The organism is Haloactinomyces albus (assembly GCF_031458135.1).
GTDB classification, from domain to species: domain Bacteria; phylum Actinomycetota; class Actinomycetes; order Mycobacteriales; family Pseudonocardiaceae; genus Haloactinomyces; species Haloactinomyces albus.
This window is the reverse complement of sequence record NZ_JAVDXW010000001.1, coordinates 4,143,981-4,167,648: the sequence shown is the minus strand read 5'-3', so window position 1 is coordinate 4,167,648 and position 23,668 is coordinate 4,143,981. Positions and strand designations below refer to the sequence as shown.

General features: G+C 65.6%; 22 protein-coding genes. 19 read left to right on the top strand and 3 right to left on the bottom strand.

Features of this window, described 5'->3' with window-relative positions:
- Nucleotides 1–20 precede the first annotated feature (20 nt).
- From JOF55_RS19630 to JOF55_RS19615, 4 genes are all read left to right on the top strand, one after another.
- Nucleotides 21–1,640: a class I adenylate-forming enzyme family protein gene (locus tag JOF55_RS19630; RefSeq protein ID WP_310276384.1), complete on the top strand. Its 1,620-nt coding sequence runs from the start codon at nucleotides 21–23 to the stop codon at nucleotides 1,638–1,640.
- A 19-nt stretch (nucleotides 1,641–1,659) separates the two neighbouring features.
- Nucleotides 1,660–2,841: an acyl-CoA dehydrogenase family protein gene (locus JOF55_RS19625; RefSeq protein ID WP_310276381.1), complete on the top strand. Its 1,182-nt coding sequence runs from the start codon at nucleotides 1,660–1,662 to the stop codon at nucleotides 2,839–2,841.
- 46 nt (nucleotides 2,842–2,887) lie between these two features.
- A complete protein-coding gene (locus JOF55_RS19620; RefSeq protein ID WP_310276380.1) occupies nucleotides 2,888–4,876 on the top strand; it encodes an alkyl/aryl-sulfatase in 1,989 nt (662 codons plus the stop codon).
- A gap of 121 nt (nucleotides 4,877–4,997) precedes the next feature.
- Nucleotides 4,998–5,222: a hypothetical protein gene (locus JOF55_RS19615; RefSeq protein ID WP_310276377.1), complete on the top strand. Its 225-nt coding sequence runs from the start codon at nucleotides 4,998–5,000 to the stop codon at nucleotides 5,220–5,222.
- 701 nt (nucleotides 5,223–5,923) lie between these two features.
- Here the strand turns inward: JOF55_RS19615 and JOF55_RS19610 are convergent.
- Nucleotides 5,924–6,382, bottom strand: a complete 459-nt coding sequence (locus JOF55_RS19610; protein ID WP_310276374.1) for a nuclear transport factor 2 family protein — start codon at nucleotides 6,380–6,382, stop codon at nucleotides 5,924–5,926.
- Nucleotides 6,383–6,467: 85 nt separating this feature from the next.
- Between JOF55_RS19610 and JOF55_RS19605 the strand changes: the two genes are divergently transcribed.
- Nucleotides 6,468–7,055, top strand: a complete 588-nt coding sequence (locus tag JOF55_RS19605; RefSeq protein WP_310276371.1) for a TetR/AcrR family transcriptional regulator — start codon at nucleotides 6,468–6,470, stop codon at nucleotides 7,053–7,055.
- A 142-nt stretch (nucleotides 7,056–7,197) separates the two neighbouring features.
- On the opposite strand, the gene JOF55_RS19600 is transcribed toward JOF55_RS19605, so the two are convergent.
- Nucleotides 7,198–7,554, bottom strand: a complete 357-nt coding sequence (locus tag JOF55_RS19600; RefSeq protein ID WP_374727564.1) for an ArsR/SmtB family transcription factor — start codon at nucleotides 7,552–7,554, stop codon at nucleotides 7,198–7,200.
- 177 nt (nucleotides 7,555–7,731) lie between these two features.
- On the opposite strand from JOF55_RS19600, the gene JOF55_RS19595 reads away from it, so the two are divergent.
- From JOF55_RS19595 to JOF55_RS19545, 11 genes are all read left to right on the top strand, one after another.
- Nucleotides 7,732–8,712, top strand: a complete 981-nt coding sequence (locus tag JOF55_RS19595) for a cation diffusion facilitator family transporter (RefSeq protein WP_310276366.1) — start codon at nucleotides 7,732–7,734, stop codon at nucleotides 8,710–8,712.
- A gap of 281 nt (nucleotides 8,713–8,993) precedes the next feature.
- Nucleotides 8,994–9,164, top strand: a complete 171-nt coding sequence (locus JOF55_RS19590; protein WP_310276363.1) for a hypothetical protein — start codon at nucleotides 8,994–8,996, stop codon at nucleotides 9,162–9,164.
- The gene (locus tag JOF55_RS19585; RefSeq protein ID WP_310276360.1) at nucleotides 9,158–10,645 is read left to right on the top strand and encodes a purine-cytosine permease family protein; all 1,488 of its coding nucleotides are present in this window, start codon (nucleotides 9,158–9,160) and stop codon (nucleotides 10,643–10,645) included. The genes JOF55_RS19590 and JOF55_RS19585 overlap by 7 nt, the downstream gene beginning before the upstream one ends.
- Nucleotides 10,642–12,273 (top strand): amidohydrolase, encoded by a 1,632-nt coding sequence (locus JOF55_RS19580; RefSeq protein ID WP_310276356.1) that lies wholly within the window; start codon nucleotides 10,642–10,644, stop codon nucleotides 12,271–12,273. The genes JOF55_RS19585 and JOF55_RS19580 overlap by 4 nt, the downstream gene beginning before the upstream one ends.
- A gap of 490 nt (nucleotides 12,274–12,763) precedes the next feature.
- A complete protein-coding gene (locus JOF55_RS19575; protein ID WP_310276352.1) occupies nucleotides 12,764–13,468 on the top strand; it encodes a GntR family transcriptional regulator in 705 nt (234 codons plus the stop codon).
- A complete protein-coding gene (locus JOF55_RS19570) occupies nucleotides 13,465–14,301 on the top strand; it encodes a nitrilase-related carbon-nitrogen hydrolase (RefSeq protein ID WP_310276349.1) in 837 nt (278 codons plus the stop codon). Before JOF55_RS19575 ends, JOF55_RS19570 begins: the two co-directional genes overlap by 4 nt.
- Nucleotides 14,298–14,981: a DUF2848 family protein gene (locus JOF55_RS19565; RefSeq protein WP_310276346.1), complete on the top strand. Its 684-nt coding sequence runs from the start codon at nucleotides 14,298–14,300 to the stop codon at nucleotides 14,979–14,981. Before JOF55_RS19570 ends, JOF55_RS19565 begins: the two co-directional genes overlap by 4 nt.
- A complete protein-coding gene (locus JOF55_RS19560) occupies nucleotides 14,981–16,435 on the top strand; it encodes a 4-hydroxyphenylacetate 3-hydroxylase family protein (RefSeq protein ID WP_310276344.1) in 1,455 nt (484 codons plus the stop codon). Before JOF55_RS19565 ends, JOF55_RS19560 begins: the two co-directional genes overlap by 1 nt.
- 30 nt (nucleotides 16,436–16,465) lie before the next feature.
- Nucleotides 16,466–16,810 (top strand): cupin domain-containing protein, encoded by a 345-nt coding sequence (locus JOF55_RS19555; protein ID WP_310276340.1) that lies wholly within the window; start codon nucleotides 16,466–16,468, stop codon nucleotides 16,808–16,810.
- Between the two features lie 29 nt (nucleotides 16,811–16,839).
- The gene (locus tag JOF55_RS19550) at nucleotides 16,840–17,370 is read left to right on the top strand and encodes a flavin reductase family protein (protein ID WP_310276337.1); all 531 of its coding nucleotides are present in this window, start codon (nucleotides 16,840–16,842) and stop codon (nucleotides 17,368–17,370) included.
- A 383-nt stretch (nucleotides 17,371–17,753) separates the two neighbouring features.
- Nucleotides 17,754–19,094: a benzoate/H(+) symporter BenE family transporter gene (locus tag JOF55_RS19545; RefSeq protein WP_310276333.1), complete on the top strand. Its 1,341-nt coding sequence runs from the start codon at nucleotides 17,754–17,756 to the stop codon at nucleotides 19,092–19,094.
- Nucleotides 19,095–19,352: 258 nt separating this feature from the next.
- On the opposite strand, the gene JOF55_RS19540 is transcribed toward JOF55_RS19545, so the two are convergent.
- Nucleotides 19,353–19,535 (bottom strand): hypothetical protein, encoded by a 183-nt coding sequence (locus JOF55_RS19540; RefSeq protein WP_310276330.1) that lies wholly within the window; start codon nucleotides 19,533–19,535, stop codon nucleotides 19,353–19,355.
- A 336-nt stretch (nucleotides 19,536–19,871) separates the two neighbouring features.
- On the opposite strand from JOF55_RS19540, the gene JOF55_RS19535 reads away from it, so the two are divergent.
- From JOF55_RS19535 to JOF55_RS19525, 3 genes are all read left to right on the top strand, one after another.
- A complete protein-coding gene (locus tag JOF55_RS19535; RefSeq protein WP_310276328.1) occupies nucleotides 19,872–21,089 on the top strand; it encodes an AGE family epimerase/isomerase in 1,218 nt (405 codons plus the stop codon).
- Nucleotides 21,090–21,527: 438 nt separating this feature from the next.
- Entirely contained in the window at nucleotides 21,528–22,616 is a 1,089-nt protein-coding gene (locus JOF55_RS19530) for a Gfo/Idh/MocA family protein (protein ID WP_310278470.1), read from the top strand.
- Nucleotides 22,613–23,533, top strand: coding sequence for a DUF6807 domain-containing protein (locus JOF55_RS19525; protein ID WP_310276325.1), 921 nt, complete (start codon nucleotides 22,613–22,615; stop codon nucleotides 23,531–23,533). The genes JOF55_RS19530 and JOF55_RS19525 overlap by 4 nt, the downstream gene beginning before the upstream one ends.
- The last annotated feature ends 135 nt before the right edge of the window (nucleotides 23,534–23,668 follow it).

Here is a 23,668-nt window from a genome sequence, read left to right as displayed (position 1 = left end):
TAATCGCCCTGGAGGCGTCGATGAACCTGGGCACCTACCTCACCCGGAGCGCGCGGCACTGGCCCGACCAGCCCGCGCTCGTCTGCGGCGCACGCGTCTGGATGTACCGGGATTTCGAGGAGCGCACCAACCGCCTTGCCGCATCGTTCAGCAGTCGCCTCGGGCTGGACACCGGCGACGCGGTGGGATCGCTGGCGTGGAACCGCGGCGAGCTGGTCGAGATCGAATTCGCGCTCTACAAGGCCGGAATGCCAAGGGTTCCGATCAACGCGCGTCTCGGCAGGGCGGAGATCGAGCACATCCTGCGGGACGCCTCCGTGCGGATGCTGGTCTTCGACGCCGCGCATCGCGATGATGCTCTCGCCGCCATCGCATCCGCGGGAACCGGATGCCTGCCCGTGCTGCTCGACGACGAGCTCGGAGAGGATTTCGACGGTGCGGCAAGCGAGCCATTCGGGCCCGCGGAGGCACCCCCGGTCACAGGGGTGCTTTCGTACCGCGAACTCGTCAACGACGGTCGCGCCGACCCGGTTGCCGTTGACGTCGGCGAGGACGACGCTGCGGTTCTGAACTTCACCTCCGGCTCGACCGGCAAGCTCAAGGCGGCCGTGCAGACCTTTGGCAACCGCTTGGCCAACATGCGCAAGCAGCTGATGAGCCACGAGTCACCCCCACGTCCCGGCATGCGCTACCTCGCGTGCGGACCGATCACCCACGCGACCGGAATGGGGCTTCTCGGCGGCGTCTTCGGCGGCTCGACCACCTACATCCTTCACTCCTGGAATCCGGCCACGTTCCTGGACATCGTGGAGCGGGAACGCATCACCTCCACGTTCCTCGTGCCCGCCATGCTCACCATGGTGCTCGAGCATCCCGACGTTGGCGAGCGCGACCTGTCCAGTCTGACCAGCGTGCGGCTCGGCGGCGCCCCCATCTCGCCGCGACGGCTGCGCGAGGCCGTGGCCCTGTTCGGCCCTGTCGTGGCGCAGGGCTATGGCCTCGCCGAGACGACCAGCGTAGTAGCGGGCTTGACCAGCGAGGAGATCGCCAATGCGGTAACCGATGATCCCGAGCTGCTGCGGTCGTGCGGGCGGGCCGCCTACGACACCGAGATCCACGTTGTGGACGAAAACAACACCGAGCTACCGCCACGCGAGATCGGCGAGATCGTTGCCCGCGGCCCGGACTGCGTCACCAGGTACTGGAACGACCCCGAGCAGTCCGCGCGCACGTTTCGCGATGGCTGGGTGCACACCGGGGACCTGGCCTGGATGCGCGAGGACGGCTACCTGTTCATCGTGGACCGGAAAAAAGACATGATCATCTCGGGCGGTTTCAACATCTACTGCACCGAGGTGGAGGCAGCGCTGTACGAGCATCCCGCCGTCAACGAGGTCTGCGTCATTGGTGTTCCGGACGAAATGTGGGGCGAGGCGGTGCAGGCCGCCGTCGTCCTGCGCGCCGGTCACGAGCCGACCGCGAACGAGCTGATCGGGTTCTGCGCCGAACGCCTCGACCGGTTCAAGAAGCCCCGATCGATCGACTTCGTGCCCGAGCTTCCGCACAACCGCAACGGCAAGATCGATCGCAAGGCCGTGCGCGAGCCGTACTGGGCGGACACGGCGCGCCGGGTGAACTGACAGGGGAACAGGAGTTTCGATGACGTTTTCACTGCACCCCACCTACCGGGACGCCGAACTGTCCGCTCTCGTCGACAGGCTCCGGGACTACCTGGACGGGGAACTCTCCGAGTACGAGCGCAACCGTGGCATCACACGGCAGAGCCGGCTCACCCGCGCGGACCTGAAACCGGTCTGGCGGCGTAGCCGCGAGCTCGGCTTCTACGGCATTCACTTGCCCACCGAATACGGCGGGCAAGGACTGACCTGCACGGCACTGGCCGCGCTCAAGGAGGAGGTCGGTGCGAGCGGCCGGATTCTCGGCCACAGCGTCCTCGGTGATATGGGCGGCCCCCTGCGCGCAGGCGACATACTCCGGCACGCCACCGAACACCAGCTCAACAAGTACCTGCTGCCCGTCGTGGACGGAGAACGCGCCTGCTGCTTCTCGCTGACCGAGCCGGACGCGGGTTCGGATGTCCGCTCGATGCGCACAACCGCCCACCGTGAGCCGGATGGCTACCGATTGACCGGGCGCAAGGTTTTCAGCTCCGCCGGCCCCTTCGCCGACTTCGCGATCGTCGTCGCTCGCATGGGAGACAGCGATGATGCCTTCTCGGCGTTCATCGTCGACCTGGACACCCCAGGCTGCACGGTGCTCGACGGCGACACCCCGATGTCCGGCGAGTACATCGAAAGCGACATCGCGCTGCAAGATTGCCACATTCCCTCAGCCAACCTCCTCGGCGAGGAGGGCAAAGGCATGCGCATCGCACTGGGTCGGGTGACCACCAACCGGCTATTGCACTGCCCGACTGTGCTCGGTGCCACACGTCGGATCATCAACCTCACCCGCGACCGTGCGCTGCACCGGAAAGTCGCAGGTGGCCAGCCACTGCTCGATCTCCAAGCGATCCAGCACAAGCTGGCCGACATGGCCACCGAGTTCTACGCGGCGCGCTCGATGACCTATAAGGCGCTGGAGGCCCTCGACAACGGCGATGACGTGCGCACGGAAGCGTTCATGTGCAAGCTGTTCGTCGCCGAGTCGGCCTTCCGCATCGCCGACCAGGCTGTGCAGATTCACGGTAAAGAAGGGCTCACCCAGGGAAACGAGATCGAGTACCTGTTCCGGAAGATCCGGATGTTTCGCATCTTGACCGGGACGTCCGAAGTTCAGCGCAACGCCATCGCCAAGGACCTGGCCCGCCATGGTCGATGAACCAGCCCCGCCTTCCGCGCCGACTCACCATGGGGATCTTCCGCCGATGACTCGACCCACCCAGCCGACCGAACACATCATCGCGGCCCATCGCCACGCGACACGAACCCTGCCCTGGTCACGCACGGACGACATCGCCGATGCCGAGCGGGGGTTCATCGCCGCGCCCGAGCACCGCACCATCGAGGACGCCGAGGGGCGAACGGTGTGGGCCTTCGACCGCTACCACTTCCTCGATGGCGAGCCTCCGGGATCGGTGCACCCGGCGCTGTGGCGCCAGACGCGGCTGCTTGCCAAGGCGGGCCTGTTCGAGGTCGTTCCCGGCGTGTACCAGGTGCGCGGGTTCGACCTGTCCAACATGACACTGATCGAAGGCGAGTGCGGCATCATCGTGGTGGACCCGCTGATCAGCGTGGAAACCGCTCGCGCCGCCCTCGATCTGTATCAGCGGCATCGTGGACCACGACCGGTGACCGCCGTGGTGTTCACCCACAACCATGCCGATCATTTCGGTGGGGTGTTCGGTCTCGCCGGAGCCGACGAACTCACTTCCGGCACCATCGAGATTCTGGCGCCGGAAGGCTTCACCGAGCATGCGGTGAGCGAGAATGTCTACGCCGGCCCGGTGATGAGCCGTCGTGCCACGCTCATGTATGGGTCCGCGCTCCCGGTCGGCCCGCGCGGGCAGGTCGGTGTGGGACTCGGTCTGGGGACCTCCACGGGCCGAGTCACTCTCGCCCGACCAACCGTCCACATTGAACGGACTGGGCAAGAGTGCACGATCGACGGCGTGCGGATGGTGTTCCAGATCGTCTCCGGCACCGAGGCACCCGCCGAGCTGAACTTCTTCCTTCCCGATGTCGCCGCGCTGTGTTTGGCCGAGACCGCCACCCACACCCAGCACAACCTCGGCACGCTGCGCGGGGCGCCAGTGCGCGACGCCCGCGCGTGGGCACACGCGCTCACCGAGTCCCTCGTGCTTTTCGGTTCTCGTGCCAACGTGCTCCTCGCGGGACACCACTGGCCCACTTGGGGAACCGAGAAAGTGGTGAGCTTCCTCAGCGAGCAACGCGACCTCTACACCTACCTGCACGACCAGACCTTGCGGTTGATGAACCAGGGTCTCACCGCCGCGGACATCGCCGAGTCCTTGGCGCTGCCCCCGACTCTGGAGGGCACCTGGCATACGCGCGGATACTACGGTTCGACCAGCCACAACATCAAAGCGATCTATCAGCGCTACATCGGATGGTTCGACGGCAACCCCGCCCACCTGTGGCCGCACCCGCCCGTCGCCGCCGCCGCGCGTTACGTGGACTTCATGGGCGGTGCGGAACGCGTGCTGGAGATGGCCGAGGAAAGCTACGGCGCGGGCGACTATCGGTGGGTCGCCGAGGTGGTCAACCACGTCGTGTACGCCGAGCCCAACAACGAGCGAGCACGCCTGCTGCAGGCCGCGGCGCTGGAACAGCTCGGATACGGCTCCGAGAATGCGACCTGGCGCAACTTCTACTTGGCCGCCGCACTGGAGCTGCGACTCGGCCGGACCAGCGCCAGCGCGCCACGGCAGTCGCGGGACAGCAGCACGGTCGCTGCGCTAAGCCTGCGACAGGTCTTCGACAGCATCGCCATCCGCGTCAACGGCCCCCGCGCTGCGAGGCACAGGCTGCACATTGTCTGGGAGATCACCGACGAGCATTCCCAGTACCACACGGTGCTTTCCAACGGGGCACTCGTGCACCACGAAAACAATCCGGTGCCCGGCTCGCGTCCCGAGCTGACGCTCATCCTCAGCCGAGCCACACTGAACCAACTCGTGGCCGGACCATCTCGTGTGCACGCGCTGGTTGAGTACGGCGAGCTGCAGCACGACGGTGACCTCACCGTGCTCGTCACCCTCTTCGGCCTCACCGAGAAGCCACGACCTGACTTTCCGGTCGTCACGCCGGCCGCGCTGGACGCTTCGTGGTCCGCCGGTGACCGTAATCGCGGTCAGGCCGCCCCTGAGCGCGCCGATGGCCCTTCGTGGAGATGAGTACGCGCACCCGAAGAGTATTTCTCAGGCAGCAGTGGTCTCCTGCCTGAGATGGTGGAGCGTGGTCGCGAAACCCACGGACACCATCCGTCGATGACCGTGTCGTGGTCAGGGAGCCGGTATGGGCTCGGCTGTCCAGCACCGAGCACATGCTGCTGTGCGGGGTAGCGCCGGAACCGGACAGCGCGAGCAACCTCGGAGGGTGCTCGCACGCCCACCGAATGTGTTTCGCCGGATCCCGGGGCAGGCTCCCGGCGAACCGTGGGTCGATCAATACACCTCCACCGCTTTCGACTTCAGCGACAGCAGTCACGGTTACCGGACCTACGGCATCCAGGTCTGCTGACCGCCGACCACGGCGTTCGGGAGCGGCTACGCCACCGTGCAAGACCCGCACGCCGTGTCCCCACACATCCCCTCTACGAGCCCCGGTGGATCACCGTGCAGCCATCGACCGGGCGCCACCCTTCTGAGCCGCACGACAACCGCGGCACCGGGGCGAGTCCCTGCGTGGTACCGCCTCGACGCGTCAGTCCCGTTCTCTCGGCACCGTCCCGGTAGATCGCTGCACCGCGACCTGGCCGGCGAACGGGCTGAGCCGGAACCAGGTCGGGAACTGGGCGACCAACGTGCCGAGCGCCATGAGTCTGCCACCGGTACAGCATCTGTACTGGCCCTGCCCGGCTACCCCTGGTCTGCTGGAGACGCCGACGAGGTCGGAGCGGTCGACATCGCACTCGTCTCCCACGACCACCACCCCGACAACCTGGACACCTCGGGCGGGAATTCCACACCGGGGGAATCGCGGACCGGATCATTGTCCTCCAACCCGGCCAATCCGCTGCACTGGACGCGTAGGAACCGCAATTCGCCGTGCTGACCGGGTGGGACCGCGACCGGCTGCACGACATGTCTGACGAGGAGCTCGTCACGCTGCATCGGTGGCGCAGGGCGCGGCCACTGAAGAATCTTGTGCAGCAGGGTTGGCGGGTGTGCCGGGTGAGTGAGCGCTGCACCGCTGCGGCCCGGCACTCCTGCGAGATACCACTATTGCAGCGGGAGAGGTGCTCCGCGTTCGGTTCGTGGGCGCGGGCCGTGGATGCGCCGCTGGTTAGCGTCGATGGGCACGTCGTCGATGCTGGATTCACGACGGCTCATCAGTCCATTGTCGGCGAACTCCCACAGCTCGTTGCCATAGCTGCGCCACCACTGGCCCCGACCATCGCGGCACTCGTACTGATATCGCACCGCGATCCGACTGCCCTGGAATGCCCACAGTTCCTTGCGCAACGCATAGTCGAGTTCACGGTGCCACTTGTGCTGGAGAAATCGCACGATCTCGGCGCGTCCGGTGACGAACCGATCGCGATTGCGCCACACCGAGTCTTCGGTGTAGGCCAGCGCGACCCGTTCGGGGTCGCACGTGTTCCAGGCGTCCTCGGCTGCCTGGACCTTCTCCTGTGCTGTCTCCTCGGTAAACGGTGGCAGCGGGGGCCGTGCCGTCATGATCCTCCCTCGACAGAGAATGATCGTTCTCCGGTTGCTGCTAGCCTAGAGAATATTCATTCTCCTGTCGAGGCGAGGTGAGCCGGTGGACGAGCACGAGGCCCGCGAGCGGATCCTGACCGCCGCCGAAGAGCTTTTTTACACGCACGGCCTCCAGACGGTGGGCATGGCCAACATTCGTCAGGCATCGGGCGTGTCCCTCAAACGGCTCTACCAGTGCTTCCCCTCCAAAGAAGACCTGATCGACAGCTACCTCAACCGACGTGATCAACACTGGCACCAGGCACTGACCGAACATGTCGATCGCTATCGCAGTGGTCGGCAACGCCTGCTTGCCGTGTTCGACTTTCTCACCGACTGGTTCGCCGCCCCGGACTTCCGCGGGTGTGCGTTCATCAACGCATTCGGCGAACTCGGGGCCGTGTCCACTCCGGTTGCCGCCATCGCCCGGTCGCACAAGCACACCCTGCGCGCTCGCCTCCGCGAACTCGCCACCGAAGCCGAAGCCGAGGACGCCGAAGCACTCGCCGGCCAGCTCCTCGTCCTCGTCGAGGGCGCGATCGTGACCGCCTCCATGCAGGATTTCCCGCAGTGCGCCGGAGAACACACCAAAACCGCTGCACAGACGTTGATCGATACCCAGTTCGGCCCACAGCACCGAGCCTGCCGGTAGCCCCTGTTCGAGGTGGTGCCGAGTTGCCCGGTGTCGCCTCCGACACCAACAACGCTTCAAGCAGCCGGGGTGGTTCCGCAACGAACCGGTCCGGGGCATCGCACCTCACCATGCCCGGCCACGTTGAGATGTTCTGCAGTGCTCAGTCGTGGTCGGGGGCTCCGGTGAGGTGATGCTCGGCGGCCGAGAGCACTTCCTCGATCAGGCGCTGCACGTGGCCGCCCCGGGCGGTGTAGACCGCGCGGCGACCCTCTCGGCGCGTCCGTACCAGCCCGGCCAAGCGAAGTTTGGCCAGGTGCTGCGAGACCGCGGGCCGGGCCGCCCCGGTGGCGGTGGCCAGGCCGGCCACATCCATCTCGGTCTCGCGCAGCAGCCACACGATCCGCAACCGGGTGGGATCGGTCAGCATCCGCAGTGCGGTGCCCGCGGCCTCCACCAGGTCTTCGGCGGGGAGTTGTTGCCCGGCACTGGCACTTGCATCATTGTCGCGTGCGCACATGGGCACATATGGTGCGGTCATTCGGTGCTTGTTGTCCACCACCCCGGAGTCGATGCCGCCATGACCGACGAGACCGCGCACTCCCGTCCTCGGCCCACCCCGGACCCCCACACCGAGCATGCCCACTCCCACGATGCCGACCATCACGAGCACGGCCACGGGCATGGTGGGAACCGAATGGCGCGCTGGTGGTCGCGGGTCATTCACGCGGTGACCCCACACAGCCACGACAGCACCGAGATCGTCGACGCCACGCTGCAGACCAGCCGGGCCGGGATGCGGGCGCTGTGGATCTCGTTCGCGGGGCTCGTGGTCACCGCACTGGCCCAGGCAGTCTTGGTGTCATTCACCGGCTCGGTGGCGCTATTGGGCGACACGCTGCACAACGTCGCCGACGCGCTCACAGCGGTCCCCTTGGCGATCGCATTCGTACTGGGCAGACGAGCAGCCACTCGACGATTCACCTACGGACTCGGACGCAGCGAAGACCTCGCCGGGCTGGTGATCCTGCTGGTGATGTCCGCCTCGGCGGTGCTGGCCGCCTGGACGGCCATCGACCGGCTTCTCCATCCGCAGCAGATGAGCAACATCGGCTGGGTCGCCGCGGCCGGACTCGTCGGATTCGCAGGCAACGAACTGGTGGCCCGCTACCGCATCATCGTGGGCCGCAAGATCGGCTCGGCTGCCCTGGTCGCCGACGGGCTGCACGCCCGTACTGACGGGTTCACCTCCCTGGGCGTGCTGCTGGCCGCAGGCGGGGCCTGGCTGGGCTGGCGCTGGGCAGACCCGATCGTCGGATTGCTGATCACCGCGGCGATCATCTCCGTGCTCTGCGGCGCCGCCAAGGAAATCTTCGCCCGCATGCTCGACGCCGTCGATCCCACCCTGGTCACCCGGGCCGAGACCGCCCTCCAAGCCACCAGCGGCGTACTGACCGTGGATACGCTGCGGATGCGCTGGGTCGGCCACCAACTGCACGCCGAAACCGACCTGGTCGTCGACCCGAACCTCTCCGTCGTCGACGCCCACGCCATCGCCGTCGACGCCGAACATCGACTGTTGCATGCCATGCCTCGCCTGAGCCGAGCGATCGTGCACACCGACCCCGCCCCCACCACAGAACACGACCCGCACGCCGAAATCGCCCACCACCACTAGCGGCAGCCTCCATCGGAGGCGAACCCGCATGGCCTCTGCCCGGGAGACGGTCCCGCCCGGCCGAGCTTGCAGAGCTCAATCCACCGAGACCGACATGCGGCGCTGCAAGGCGAGGTGGCTCGCGAGCGACTGGGGCGGCATTGTGTGATTCTCCAATGCTTGCCGTGCATTTCGGAGGATCGGTCACTGTCGGAGTGTGGTGACGGCAGTCACCGTGGGGAACCTACCCGGTGTGATCGCCCCCGCGATGTGCCACACAGCCAGCCGCAAGGAGGTCTGGAATGGACGCGATGCAATTCCGGCAGGAGTTGGAGCGACGATTGGCCGTGCTCGAAGACCCCGCGTACGACGATGCCGCACGTACGGATCTTCCCGTGCGCGACCTCATTGCATTGTTGACCGCTGGCATCGCACTGGTCGGCACCCTGCTGGCGTGGGGGTACCCATGGTAGCGGAATCGGACCAGTCGGCAGGGCAGACATCGACCGCGGCCGAGTTCACCGAATTGCCGGTGCTCAGGCACGAACGCATCTGGGGATTCTGGCAGTTCACATCCGTCAATGTCGGGCTGGCGATTGCCACCTGGGCGTTTCTGTCCGGTGGCACCATCGCGCTGTTCGTGGGAGTGAAGACAGCGATCGTGGCCACCGTCATCGGCAACCTCGTGGGCGCGAGCCTGGTGGCGATGAGCACCTGCCTGCCTTCGGCGAAATACGGCGTCGAGCAGTACACCGCTCTGCGCTCGGTGTTCGGAGTGAACGGTGTGCGGGCATTGATCGCCGTGATCATGCCGCTGCTCGCAGCCGGGTGGAACGCCGTGCTTGCGATCATGTTCGGGCGCGCGGTCACCAACATACTCAATGCGGTGCTGGGCACCAGCTATGACCCGAACGGTCCGATGGTGATCGTGATGTCCCTACTGGCCCTGGCCCTCGCCTGGCTCACTCTCGTGCACGGGCCGGTGTCCATCGCGTGGATCAACAAGATCGTCGCCCCGATGCTGGCCGCGATGACCGTGGCGATGCTGATCATGATCTTGGTCGGCCACTCGTGGACGGAACTGGTAACCGCGCAGCCGCTGGACGCGTTCGCAGACGCCCGACTGAACTTCGCCATCGCTGTGGAACTGAGCTTCGCGACCGGATTCTCGTGGTGGACGCTCATGGGTAATCTCGCACGGCTGACCACCAGCCAGCGTGCGGCCTTCTGGCCGAACCTCGTCGGCATCTTCTTCGCCTCCGCGGTTGCCGGAATCATCGGAACGTTGGCCGCGCTCGTCCTCGGCGCGGTGGATCCCACGGTCTGGATGGTGGCCCTCGGCGGGACCGCCCTCGGTGGGCTGGCACTGCTGTTCATCGCTTTCGCCAACGTCACAAGCATGGTGGCGCAGACCTACGCGAGCGGACTTGCGTTGATCCGGGCAATCGGTGCGCCGGTCCGGCGGATTCCCTGGCCGCTGTTCGTGGCATTGCTCTACGCACCGTCAGCCATCGTGGTGTTCTGGCCTACTGCCCTGTACGACAACTTTTTCAAGTTCATCGCATGGATCGGACTGGTAATGGCGCCACTGACGGCCGTGTATCTCGCCGACTTCTACCTGCTGCGTCGGCGGCGCTTGTGGTTACGAGAGCTGTACGAGCCCGAGGGCGTCTCGCGCTACACATTTTGGTGGGGCATCAACCCGGCAGCGTTCCTCGCAGTCGCAGCCGGGGCGCTGACCTACTACCTGCTCCTCAACCCGGTCACCTTCGAGGCAGCGCCCATCTTCCCCTACACCACGGCGGCGATGCCCGCGCTGGTCGTTACGGGGTTGGTCCATGTGCTGCTCACACTGATCTGGGTTCGCAAGGCAGGCAAGGGTGGTTATCGCGCCGATGCTCGTCACCAAGCCCATCGTCGGCATGCTTCAGCTACGGCAGAGGAGGGTGCATGAGCACCACTACTGACCATGCGGTCTGGTATTCGGGCGGTCACGTCTTCACCGGTGACCCTCAGCAATCATGGACCGAGTCCTTGGTGCTGCGAGGCAGTCACATCGTCTACGTGGGCCCGGACGCTTCCGCAGCGGACTACGCCGGGGCGGACACGACAAGGATCGATCTCCAGGGCAGCACGGTCCTGCCCGGATTCGTCGACGGGCACGCACACGTGTTGATGACCGGCCAGGCAAGCCTGCACGCGCATCTCACCGACGCAGGCGACCTCGCCGAGATTCACCGCCGTGTCACCACATGGGCCAGCAACAACCCGGACGCGCCCCGTGTGCTGGGTCGCGGCTGGTTGTTCTCCTCGATTCCCGAGGGCCGTCCCACCAAGGAAATGCTGGATGCGATCGTTCCCGACCGCCCGGTCTACCTTGATGCCAACGACTACCATTCCGTATGGGTCAACACTGCGGCCCTGGCTGAGCTCGGCATCACCCGCGACACTCCGGACCCTGTCGGAGGCCGGATCGTGCGCGACCCTGCCACGGGAGAACCGACCGGGCACCTGGAGGAAACCGCCGCGCAAAACCTCGTATGGCCCTTCATCGCCGACGCCACGACGGACGAGGATCGCGATGCAGCACTGGTCGCAGCCAACACCAGCTACCTGTCCAGCGGGGTCACCTGTGCCGTCGACATGGCCCTCGACGAGCCCAGCCTCGCGGCGATGGTGCGGGCCGAACGCGCGAACACACTGAACATGCGGATCGTCGGCCACTGGCTGATCCGGCGCGCCGCCGATCCCGCCCAGCACCTCGCCCAGATCAAGCGGGCCGCCGAACTCGCGGCCACCCACCATTCGGACACACTGCGCATCACCGGGGTGAAATTCGTCGTCGACGGCGTCATCGACGGCTGCACCGCCAGCATGCTCGAACCGTACGCCGACGGCACCAGCGCGGAACCGATCTGGGACCTCGACCACCTCGCCCCCGCGGTAGCTGCCGCCGACGCCGCCGGGCTGCAAGTCGCACTGCACGCGATCGGTGACAAGGCCACCCGAATCGCGCTCGACGCACTCGAACACGCCCACCAGGCGAACGGCCCACGCCCCCGCAGGCATCGCATCGAGCACCTCGAGTACGTCGACCCGGCTGACGTACCCCGCCTTGCCCAACTCGGCATCACTGCGTCCATGCAGCCGGTACACGCCGACCCTGCCATCAGAGCGAACTGGGCCGCCATGCTCGGTGACGCACGCGCCGAGCGAGGCTTCGCCTGGCCCGAATTCACCGGCACCGGTGCCCGACTCGCTTTCGGCACCGACGCACCGACCGCCCCGCACCCACCTCTGCCGAATCTCTACATCGCCAATACCCGACGCTCACCCTCTGATCCATCCCTCCTCGCACCACAGCCGCATCTCGCGGTACCACTGCCCGACGCAGTCCGACACGCCACAACAGACTCAGCCTGGGCCTGCGGCAGCGAAACTGCGCTCGGCAAGCTCGAATCCGGACTCCTCGCCGACTTCATCGTCCTGGACCGCAACCCATTCAACACCGATCCCGGATCGCTGCTACAGGCCCGCGTACTGCGCACCGTTATCGGCGGCAGCACGGTATGGCGGGCGTAAACTCACGGACCCATCGACAGACATACTCGACCCGGCCAGGTCCCCGCAGACTGCATCCCGGCGCCCGACCGGCGTCGATTTCGGCGATCCCGTGCAAGAGCCCTTCCCGGGGACGGCCGGAATACGCCTGGCACGTTTCTCGGCCGCGCTTCCGCGGCTCCCACATTCGGTCGTTCGGCAGGGCATTCGACTGCGTTGCCGATCGGAGCGGGCCGGCTTGATCAGTCCTTGCTGATCAAGTCTGGTGGTGCCTCGCCGCACGCATTCCGCGATGTCGGTCGGTGTCGCACTCCGGCCGACCTCACCTTGGGACAGCTGCAGGAGTTCGTCGCCGAACGGACGTGTGCGGCTTGCCCCGGTGAGCTGTTCCGCTCCAGCGCTCGATGCGTCCTGCTCTTGTATGGATATGCCCACCCGGTCCTTCCCCGCATGTCCTCTTACTGCATACAGGTCTTGTGCTTCCTGTACGCAACATGTATACAGTTAGTCCATGAGGAACGAACAGGGATCCGAGGAGCGCCGTGGCTCCGCGCAGGACGTGACGTATCGGTGGCTGAAGGGCCACATCGCCGGCTTGCCTCGCCAGGAGGGTTCGTTCCTGACCGAGGTAGGAGTTGCCGAGGCGGCGGGCACGTCGCGGACGCCGGTACGTGAGGCGCTGCTGCGGTTACAGGCCGAAGGGGTCGTGCAGATCGTGCCCAAGAAGGGGGCGTTCGTGCCGCCGATCTCGGATAGCGAGGTGCAGGCGGTGATGCAGGCCCGGGGTCTGGTGGAGGACTGGTGCGTGCGTCAGGTGACGCCCATTGTGGAGGGTCTGGCTGAGGATCTGGACCGTCTCGTGACCGAGCAGGAGGACCTGTCCGAGGATCCGGTGGCCTTTATCGACTGCGACCGAGCCTTCCACCGCACGATCGTACGTAGGGCAGGGAATCAGGTGCTTGCCGATTTCTACGAGTCGCTGCGCGAACGGCAGGTACGCATGGGTTTGCATGCCGTCGCTTCTGCCGAGGATCGGGTGCGCACCGTACTGGACGAGCATGCCGCGATCGTGTCGGCGATACGGTCCGGCGAGGCGGAACGCGCCGCGCATGCGGTCTCCGCCCACCTGGCGAGCACGCTGGCAACACTGAACCTGCCTGCCATCGTCGACTGGGGATCCCACGCCGGCGGCTCCGGACCGGTGGTGGCGTCATGAGAGTCGCGATGGTGCAGGCCGCCAGCCCACCGGAAGAGCCGGTGTGGCAGCGACGTCACCGTATTGGCCGGATGGTGCGGCAAGCGCGTGGGGCGGACCTGGTGGTGCTGCCAGAACTGTGGGCACCGGGATACTTCGCCTTCGATGCCTACGACGAGCTGGCCGAGTCCTTGAACGGAGACACGGTCTCAGCCGGACGCGACTGGGCGCGGGATTTGGATGCGCACGTTCACCTCGGCAGCATCCTGGAACGCGGCGCAGAGGGACGCATCCACAACACGGCGGTGCTGATCGCACCGGATGGATCGGTGTTGCACACCTACCGCAAGATGCACGTCTTCGGCTATCAGTCCCGCGAAGCGGAACTACTCACCAGCGGTGACACGGTCTCCGTGGCAGACAGCGCGCTGGGGCCGATCGGTTCCACCACCTGCTATGACTTGCGGTTTCCCGAATTGTGGCGGGCGCTGGTCGATGCCGGCGCACAGACGGTGGCCGTGCCTGCGGCGTGGCCGGCCGCGCGGCGAGCGCATTGGCAGCTGTTCACCACCACCCGCGCCGTGGAACAGCAAATGGTGGTCATCGGCTGCAACGCCGTAGGTGAGCAGCACGGCACCGCCCTCGGCGGGCACAGTCGCATCGTCGACCCGTGGGGTGAGGTACTGGTCGAAGCCGGCACTGAGGAGGGCATCACCTGCTGCGAGGTGGACATCGGCGCTGTCGGTCGGGTTCGGGCGCAGTTTCCGGTGCTGCGGGACCGACGGTTGCTCACCATGCAGCCACACCAGAACAGCACCGTAGCCGAGGTAACGATGCAAGGAGGTCAATCGTGACCGAAAATCAGGCAGCGCTGCAGCTGCACATCGCCGGAGAGGGGAGAGTCCTCGATGTAGTGCCCGAGCAACTGATCGTGGCCGGTTATACCGCGCGCGATGAACGAGCGGTGGCCGAGCACATCGCCGAGCTTGCCGCGATCGGGGTGCCGGAACCGGCGAGCGTGCCCGCGTTCTACGAGCTCGATCCGGCGCTGTTGACCACCGAAGCCGTTGTGGCGATCGACGGGTCGATGACCTCGGGTGAAGTCGAGCCGGTCTTGATTCGCCACCAGGGATCCTACTACCTGGCCGTGGGGTCCGATCACACTGACCGCGATCTCGAACGTCATGAGATCGCCGCGTCGAAGGCCGCCTGCCCCAAACCCGTGGGCCAATTGGTGCTCCCGCTCGGCGAGGACCTGTCCGCAGTGGACTGGGATTCCATCACCGTATCGAGCAGTGCCGACGAGGTGCCCTATCAGCGGGGAACCCTGGCAGCCCTACGCACGCCCGACGACCTGATGAGTCGCCTGACGGCAACGCTGGGCGAGATCGACGGGGACCTCGTGATCTTCGGCGGGACGCTGCCGCTGCTGACCGGCGAGTTCGTTCACGGTAGCTACTGGCGAATCCACCTCGCTCTCGCCAACGGCACGACCTTGACCCATTCTTACGAAACGAAGCAGAGGAGCCTGTGATGCGTACCGGACCCGACTACCTCGCCTCCTTGAAGGACGATCGGGAAATCTATGTCGATGGTCAACGGATACACGATGTGGCCGACCATCCGGCCTTCGCCCCGATCGCCACGACGATCGCCGAGCTGTTCGACGTGGCGGCGGATCCGTCTTCCGGCATGACGACCCACGCTGAACCGAACGCTGATATCGAGACCAATCGCGTGTTCACCACGCCGCGCAGCCGTGAGGATCTCACCGCGTTCCGGCAGGCTGCCGAGACCTGGGCACGCCATACGCACGGATGGGTAGGGCGCAGCCCGGATCACGTCGGTGCGTTCCTCGCCGCGTTCGCGGCGCATCCCGAAGCATTCGAAGGCGATGAGCACGATTTCTCCAGCAACATCGCAGCGTTCCACGAACGGATGATGCGGGAGAACCTCTACGTGTCCTATGCGATCATCCCTCCCCAGGTCTCCCGCGCCAACACTGCCCATGCCTGGGCCGGTGAGCTCGTCCAAACCGGCGTGGCCGAGGAACGCGACGACGGCATCATCGTGCGTGGCGCGCAGATGCTGGCCACCGGTGGTGCGGTCGCGGATGAAATCTTCGTCTCCTGCATCAAACCGCTGACCGAGGAGGATCGCGACTTCGCCCTCGGGTTCACCGTGCCGGTCGGTGCCGATGGTTTGAAATTGTACTGCCGTCGCCCGTATGCCCCGGCTGCGAACAGCCATTACGACTATCCCCTGACGACCCGCTACGATGAGACCGACGCGCTGCTGGTCTTCGACGACGTGTTCATCCCGTGGGAACGGGTGTTCGTCTACCGCGACGTCGCCGGGCTGCGTCGCCAGTTCTTCGATACCGGCGCCCACGTGCTCGGCAACTGGCAAGCCCAGATTCGCTTCATGGTGAAACTGCAGTTCCTCGCCGGCATCGCCCGCAAGGTCGCCGCCGTCAACGGGGTCGACAAGTTCCCCGGCGTGGTGGAAAAACTCGGCGAACTGGCCAGCCTGACCTCGCTGGTCGAATCCGCAGTCCTGGCCGCCGAATACACTGCGGGGCCGGACGAGCAGGGTATGTGGCGGCCCGGCGCTCGTGCGGTCTACGGCGCCATGGGATTGCAATCCGAGCTCTACCCGCGAGTCCTGGCCATCCTGCGCGATCTGGTCGGCGGCGGGGTGCTACAGCTTCCCTCCAGCGTGGAGGACATGCGCAATCCTGACACCCGTGCAGACATCGACCACTACATCCACAGCCCGAACGCCGAGGCCGCCGAGCGAGTGAAGTTATTCAAACTCGCCTGGGACGCCATCGGCAGCGAATTCGCCGGCCGCCACCACCAGTATGAGATGTTCTACGCTGGCGCCCCTTTCGTTGTGAAGGGCTACGCCTACCGTGGTTACGGCTTCGACGCCCCGATGGCCGAGGTCGATTCTTTCCTCGCCAGCTACGACACCGATGTCGCCTGACAGCCGCTGATCCGTCTGGAGTACCCCCTCATGGCCAAGCCCGAGTACGAGTTCTTTCCCGTCACCGACGTGGACTGCACCATTTGCCCCGGGGACAATCCGAAAATCACTGAACGAATCCTTTCCGCCGATCCCGACACCGGGGTCGCGACTCGCATCCTGCGCTACGCCCCCGGCGCGGACTCCACTCCGATGGGTGTGCAAAAGCACGACTTCTGGGAAGAGGTCTACATCATCGAAGGCTCGTTCACCGACCTCTCGCTCAATGAAACCTTCACCGTCGGCATGTACGCCTGCCGCCCACCGGGCATGCCTCATGGCCCCTGGCGCACCGATGAAGGCATCGTCACCTTCGAGGTCCGCTATCCGGCCTGAACCCTGACCACCCTCTCAAGGAGGTGACCATGTCACCCACCCACTCCCCGCCTGCGGAGACGAGCGTGGAACCGTCCACGCTGCGTCGCACGATGGGCCGGTTCACGACCGGAGTAGCCGTCGTGACCACCGCCGACGACGAGCCGCACGGCATGACCGTGAACTCGCTGACCTCGGTTTCGCTCGACCCGCCACTGATCCTGATCAGCCTCACCATCGGCGCCCGCACTACCGATGCGGTGGCCGCCACCGGCAGCTTCGCGATCAGTATCCTGTCCGCCCGGCAGGATGCGATCGCGATGCGGTTCGCCCGGCGCGGAGAGGACCACTTCGCCGGACTGCCGCTGGAATACGGAGATCACCACATTCCTATAGTGCCGGGCGCCTTGGCACATGTGGAATGCGAGGTCCAGCAGGAGATCCCAGCGGGCGACCATGTACTGTTCCTCGGCCGGGCCATCGCCACCTGCGACCGAGACGGCGAACCGCTGGTGTTCCACGGCGGCCGGTTCATCGATTCCTCAGGACATGGCCCCGAAGCCCCGCCCTGGTTCTTCTGACCACCAGAAGCAGCACCGCTGCATCCCCACATGTCGGATGCGTCATCAAGGGGCCCGAAGTAGTAGCAGTACAGGATCCTCCGGTAGCAGTGATCACCCCGGTCGGAACGAATCCCGGCTGAGACGCGTCGAAATCACCGTCGATCGTACCGTTTTCTGACGTTGTTTTTTCGATGCGAGTTATCGACCGGTCATCCGAGAAACGTTTCCGCGCTGCGGAGTTTCGACAGAGTCGGATTTTCCGACATCAACCGCCGAGTTCCCTACCGGAGGATCCTGCTCCACCACCACTCGGGCCCCATCGATCCGCGCGCCTTCAACTGGACGTCACCCACAGCTGCGCATGGGATACGAACCGGCGGCTCGCACGAGAGGAGCGGCACGTGAGTACGAGTACTTCAGAGAACGAACTTGGCGGGCTACCGGAAACAGACCGGCTCATCGAGCGTGGCCCCGGCTTCATCGCCGGCCTCAAGGGGCTACCGCATAGCCTCAACTTCTCCACAGTGGGGGCAGGCCTCGTCGCGGCCATCTTCGGCTGTACCGGCCCAGCACTGATCATCATTAATGGAGCCGGCGACGCGGGTCTGTCCGCTCAGCAAATCAGTTCCTGGATTGGTGCGGTCTACCTGATCGGCGGCCTGATCTCTCTGTTCATGGCCTTGTACTACAAGCAACCTGTGACAGGAGCCTGGAGCATTCCCGGAGCGGCGCTCGTGATCGCGGCACTTCCCGATTTTTCCCTACCGGAGATGATCGGGGCCTACCTCGTTGCCAGCGTCCTCGTGCTTGTCCTGGGTCTAAGCGGCTTCGTACGCAAACTTGTGGCCTGGCTTCCGATGCCGATTCTCATGGCGATGATCGGCGGGGTACTTTTCGGATTCACAATCGACGTTGTCGTCGCAGCTGAGACCGCGCCATACGTAGTAGGCGCGGCGGTTATCGGGTACTTTTTACTAAGCCGATTCGTCAAGGTCGTACCTGGTGTGGTCGGCGCCCTCGTACTCGGTAGCATCGTGGCAAGCTTCACAGGCGGATTTGAATCCGCCACAGGAAATGCAGGAATGATCCTTCCGAGCGTGACCTTTCCTGAGTGGAACTGGCTCGCCGCCTTGGGTGTCGGCATACCTCTAGCTTTGGTCATCCAGGCCGAAAACATCCAGTCGATGGGCGTCATGATTGCTGCGGGGTTCCGCCCCCCGGTCAACAACATGACGGTGGTTAGCGGCGCCGCGAGTGTTCTTGTGTCGAGCTTTGGCGGCCACAACGGCAGCATCGCCGGCCCGATGACGGCGATCTGCGGCTCGGATCAAGCAGGCGTCCACCGCGACGGTCGCTACGCAGCTTCGATCGTGAACGGCATAATCTTCGTAGCCTTCGGTGCGTTCGCCGGAATCGCCGTCACCGTCGTCACCGTGTTACCGCAGCCACTCATCGCCGCCGTCGCGGGACTTGCCATGCTGAGCGTATTGCTCACCGCGTTCGGCGGAGCCTTCGGTGCGGGCCGTTACCGGCTCGGCGCGCTGGTGACACTCGTCGTTGCGATGAGTGATATGACGCTGCTGGGCGTATCGAGTCCCTTCTGGTCGCTCGTCGCTGGAGTCATTACCTCCCTCATACTCGAGTCCAACGACTTCCGCACACAACGGCTCGGCAGCACAGACTCGGGGGACCGGACGAACCTCGGCAGCAAGCACGACTCCCCAGCCGCTGCTGCCCGGTGAGGCAGTAAGCTTGCCTCCCGCATGTCCATCCACTATCGAAGTCTTGGAGTTCCGTTTCTGATGGCGCTCTATCATCTCCTTGAAGGAGTACTATCATTGCTATTCTCGACCAGGTTTTGACGGCATCGAACAAAGGTCAAAATCAAGGGATTTTGAGTGATAAGCATATGGGACCCGGCGGCAGGGCATCGCTCGGCCAGCCTCGCAGAATCTTCGGTTGTCGACTGCTGAAGCCAGGTGAGCAGGGCCCCAGCAAGGTCAAGTTCTAGGTGTTGTGACCTGCGGTGATGACGGTAAATATTCGGCAGCGCTGTCGTCGGTGACCTGCAACAACAGCGCGGCAGGTCCATCGGCGAGCGCATCCTGGATCCCGGATATAAGCTGCATGAAGTACGGCTCAATCCCCAGTACACGCGCGGGGCGATCCACCACCAGCCCCACGGCGTTCACCTGTCCGCCGGTCAGTGAACGAGCAGCGCTGCTGGGAGCCTAGCCGCTCGGCGATCTCCAGGATCCGCTGCCGATCAGCCTCGCTCGCGTGCCGATCAGCCCGTCTGCCGCGCGACCGCCGGACGTTACGAAACGACGTCCGGTTACTCAAGGCTCGCCCCTCCAGCCGCCGAGCACGGCCACTTTCCGACGTCGATACCCACCGGTCCGAACCGGTGCGGGAAACGACCACCGCCGAGCACAGTGATTCGACCCGACAGGACCGCGGGACCAGCCTGTCATCCATCATGCCCACGAGCGACCGTTCGAACTCTTCAAGGAGACGCAGTGACCGATCGGGACACATCCGTCCACCACGAATGGTTGGCCGCACAACGGCGCGAGATCGTCGACTTCGCCGTGGCCTCCCGGATCCCCGAGAGCGGGTTCGGCTGGCTCGACGCGGCGGGAAAGCTCTCGCAACGAGAGCCGATCGCCACGTGGATCACCGCCCGTATGACGCACGTCTTCAGTCTGGCCCACGGATTCGGCGACGCGGACACGGCCGCACTGGCCGACCACGGGATCACCGCGCTACGCGGCCCGCTGCACGATGACGAACACGGCGGCTGGTACTCGGGCACGGCCGATACCACCAAGGGCGCCTACGAGCACGCCTTCGTGGTCCTGGCCGCAGGCAGCGCGGCAGCGATGGGCAGGCCCGGCGCCGAGGAGCTGCTGGCCGAAGCCCTGGACACCGTCGAGAAGCGGTTCTGGGAAGACGGGGCCGGACTCGCCAGGGAAAGCTGGGACCGGCAATGGAGCGCCACCGAAGAGTACCGAGGTGCCAACAGCAACATGCACCTCGTCGAGGCCTTCCTCGCCGCAGGCGACGCCACCGGCGACCACACATGGCACCGGCGGGCGCTGGGCATCGCCGAAAACCTCATCCACGAGGTCGCCGCCGCCCACGACTGGCGCCTACCCGAGCACTTCACCCCGAACTGGCAGCCGATCCTGGACTACAACAGCGACCAGCCGCAGCACCGGTTCCGTCCCCACGGCAGCACCGTCGGGCACTGGCTGGAATGGGCCAGGCTCCTGGTGCAGCTGGAAGCCGTCCTCGGCACCGAGGCACCCGACTGGTTGCTCGGCGACGCCCGCCACCTGTTCGAATCGGCCCTCGATCGCGGCTGGAACGCCGATGGTCACCCCGGATTCGTCTACACCCTCGACTGGCAGGACCGTCCCCAGGTACGAGCACGCATGCACTGGGTCATCGCCGAAGCGATCCTCACCGCCGCCGCCCTGCACCACCGCACCGGCGAGGACCACTACCTGCGGTGGTACGGCACCTTCTGGGACTACGCGCGCACCCACCACATCGACACCGACCACGGCAGCTGGCACCACGAAGTCACCCCCGATGGGCACCCCGCCGACTCGGTCTGGTCCGGCAAACCCGACGCCTATCACGCCTACCAGGCAGCACTGCTGCCCACGCTGCCACTCGCCCCCGCACCCGCCGTACTCGCCGCCAAGAGGATGCGGCAAGCCCCTCGGTGATCCGATCCGCACGCAGTGTTGTATCCCGGTTCAGCAGAATCACTCCCACTATCGACCAGGACATCGAAAAGGCAGGGCGCGTGGTCCCGACAACGCGTGCCGTCCCACAGCAACCCCTGAACAACAGCTGAGAGCTGTTCATCAGTTAACCGCTTAAGCGTCAAGTCTTCAGCATCGGCAAGGCGAGTCGTGCGAATACGCTGACGCACCTGATCCACCGGTCTCGCGGCAGGCCATCGCGGATGACGACACGGTCGTCATCCCGGGGTCGCGTCGGAAAATCACCCATTCCCCTTGTGATGTCCATTACGGAGGGGTTAGCGTCTTACCTCGACAGGAAAGCGCTTTCCAGATTCCCGGTCGACGCCATCGCGGCGAAGACGTGCACGAGAGGAGAGAGCCACGTCCACCGAGAAGCCCCGCGTCCGTGCCGCTGTCATCGGCACGGGTGCCATCGCAGCCAGTCACCTGGCCGCGTTCCGTGCGTTCAGCGACCAGGTCGAACCGGTCGCGGCGGTCGACCTCGACGCCTCCCGCCTGGACGCCTTCTGCGCTCAGGGCGGGCAGGTGCGGGGTTACACCGACCTGCACACGATGTTGGCCGCAGAACGCCCCGAGCTGGTCTCGATCTGCACGCCGCCGGCACTGCATGTCGATCAAGCCGTGGCGGTCCTGCGCAGCGGCGCGTGGGTGTGGTGCGAGAAGCCGCCGTGCCTGTCGCTGGCCGGCTATGACGAGATCGTTGACGCCGAATCCGAGGGCGGGCCGTACGCGTCTTTCGTTTTCCAGCAGCGCTTCGGTTCGGCCGCCCAGCACGCTCGGCAGCTGCTCGCCTCGAAGGAGTTGGGCACACCACTGACCGCGCACTGCCAGACCACGTGGTACCGGGATTCCGACTACTTCACCGTTCCCTGGCGAGGAAAGTGGGAAACCGAGGGCGGCGGTCCCACCATGGGTCACGGCATTCACCAAATGGATCTCATGCTGCATCTGCTCGGCCCGTGGACCGAAGTGCGGGCGATGACGGGGCGACTGGTGCACGACGTGCAGACCGAGGACGTCTCGACGGCCCTGGTGCGATTCGCCTCCGGCGCGATGGCCACAGTGGTGAACAGCGTTCTGTCGCCGGACGAGGTCAGCCGCATTCGACTGGACTGCTCGGACGCCACGGTCGAACTGACCCACCTGTACGGCTATGGCAACGAGGATTGGGTTTACACCCCGGCGCCACACGTCAAGGACCCGGTACGGATCGAGCGCTGGCGCACCCCGGCCGAAAGCGAACCCAGCTCACACACCGCGATGCTTCGACACCTGCTCGCCGCGATGAGCGTGGGTGAACGCCCGGTGTGCAGTGGAGCGGACGGGCGCGCGGCACTGGAATTCGTCGCCGCGATGTACAAGTCGGCCGCCACCGACCGACCGGTGCACTCCGGTGAGATCGGCTCGGAAGACCCCTTCTATGCGCTCATGCACGGCGGTGCGCCGGAGCGGTTGGTTGCGCTCGCGGAGGAGGTCGAAGCATGAACGAGCCGATCACGGTCACGCATCGGCACGGCGAGCGGATCACGGTGCACGCGTGCGACGTCGAGCTGGTGTCCTATGTGTACAAGCCCGATCCGGTGGAGTTCGAGTCACGCAAGCCGTACGCCCACCCGCTGCGCACTCTGTCGGGCAACACGGTCACCGGGTATCGGCCGAACGATCACCGGTGGCACAAGGGGCTGCAGATGACCGCGAGCCACGTCTCCGGGCAGAACTTCTGGGGTGGCAACAGCTATGTTCACGGTGCGGGTTATCAGGCGCTGCCCGAGCGCATCGGTTCGATGCGCCACGACGGCTTCGACTCCTTCGAGGTCACCGCGGACCGGATGAGCTTCGTCGAGCGGCTGACCTGGCTGGAAAACGGCGGGCAACCGTGGGCGGACGAGAGGCGTGGCGTCGCTCTGCACTCGGTCGATACGGATGAGGGCGCCTGGGCGTTGGACTGGTCGATCCACCTCACCAACCTCCGCCCGGAACCGCTGCATTTCGGAAGCCCTACGACAGCGGGCCGGGAGATGGCAGGCTACACCGGCCTGCACTGGCGTGGTCCTCGCGATTTCACCGGCGGTGAGGTACTTGGCGCGAATCAGCGCCGGGGCGAAGCGGAGCTGATGGGGCGACAGGCCCCGTGGCTGAGCTTCGTCGGCGAGCACGACGGTGTCGACCGCCATTCGACGATGATCTTCGCGCACGCGCCGGAGAACGCGGAGGCAATCCACGAGTCGCACTGGTTCGTGCGTTCGGAACCGACTCCGGCCGTCGCCGTGTCCTGGGCATTCTTCGAGGAGTTCGAGCTTGCTCCCGGCGACGACTTCACCTACCGCTATCGCGTCGTGGTCGCCGACGGTGCGTGGGACCACGACCGCATCGAGCGCTACCTCAAGACCCACCCCTGGTAGGAGGACTCATGCCCGCGACGCACTCGACGCCGCTGCCCGGAGCGATCAGTTCTCGCACGTCAACGCCTACGACTGGCCCGCCGAGGACGGTGTGCGCGGCGGGAGCCCGCACATGCACCTGGCGTGCACCGAAGC

What these genes read in the sequence shown, in the direction of transcription:
- JOF55_RS19630 (WP_310276384.1), top strand. Translation starts at nt 21, where the DNA reads ATGAACCTGGGCACCTACCTCACCCGGAGCGCGCGGCACTGGCCCGAC.
- JOF55_RS19625 (WP_310276381.1), top strand. Translation starts at nt 1,660, where the DNA reads ATGACGTTTTCACTGCACCCCACCTACCGGGACGCCGAACTGTCCGCT.
- JOF55_RS19620 (WP_310276380.1), top strand. Translation starts at nt 2,888, where the DNA reads ATGACTCGACCCACCCAGCCGACCGAACACATCATCGCGGCCCATCGC.
- JOF55_RS19615 (WP_310276377.1), top strand. Translation starts at nt 4,998, where the DNA reads ATGGGCTCGGCTGTCCAGCACCGAGCACATGCTGCTGTGCGGGGTAGC.
- JOF55_RS19610 (WP_310276374.1), bottom strand. Translation starts at nt 6,382, where the DNA reads ATGACGGCACGGCCCCCGCTGCCACCGTTTACCGAGGAGACAGCACAG.
- JOF55_RS19600 (WP_374727564.1), bottom strand. Translation starts at nt 7,554, where the DNA reads ATGTGCGCACGCGACAATGATGCAAGTGCCAGTGCCGGGCAACAACTC.
- JOF55_RS19595 (WP_310276366.1), top strand. Translation starts at nt 7,732, where the DNA reads ATGGCGCGCTGGTGGTCGCGGGTCATTCACGCGGTGACCCCACACAGC.
- JOF55_RS19590 (WP_310276363.1), top strand. Translation starts at nt 8,994, where the DNA reads ATGGACGCGATGCAATTCCGGCAGGAGTTGGAGCGACGATTGGCCGTG.
- JOF55_RS19585 (WP_310276360.1), top strand. Translation starts at nt 9,158, where the DNA reads ATGGTAGCGGAATCGGACCAGTCGGCAGGGCAGACATCGACCGCGGCC.
- JOF55_RS19580 (WP_310276356.1), top strand. Translation starts at nt 10,642, where the DNA reads ATGAGCACCACTACTGACCATGCGGTCTGGTATTCGGGCGGTCACGTC.
- JOF55_RS19575 (WP_310276352.1), top strand. Translation starts at nt 12,764, where the DNA reads ATGAGGAACGAACAGGGATCCGAGGAGCGCCGTGGCTCCGCGCAGGAC.
- JOF55_RS19570 (WP_310276349.1), top strand. Translation starts at nt 13,465, where the DNA reads ATGAGAGTCGCGATGGTGCAGGCCGCCAGCCCACCGGAAGAGCCGGTG.
- JOF55_RS19560 (WP_310276344.1), top strand. Translation starts at nt 14,981, where the DNA reads ATGCGTACCGGACCCGACTACCTCGCCTCCTTGAAGGACGATCGGGAA.
- JOF55_RS19555 (WP_310276340.1), top strand. Translation starts at nt 16,466, where the DNA reads ATGGCCAAGCCCGAGTACGAGTTCTTTCCCGTCACCGACGTGGACTGC.
- JOF55_RS19550 (WP_310276337.1), top strand. Translation starts at nt 16,840, where the DNA reads ATGTCACCCACCCACTCCCCGCCTGCGGAGACGAGCGTGGAACCGTCC.
- JOF55_RS19525 (WP_310276325.1), top strand. Translation starts at nt 22,613, where the DNA reads ATGAACGAGCCGATCACGGTCACGCATCGGCACGGCGAGCGGATCACG.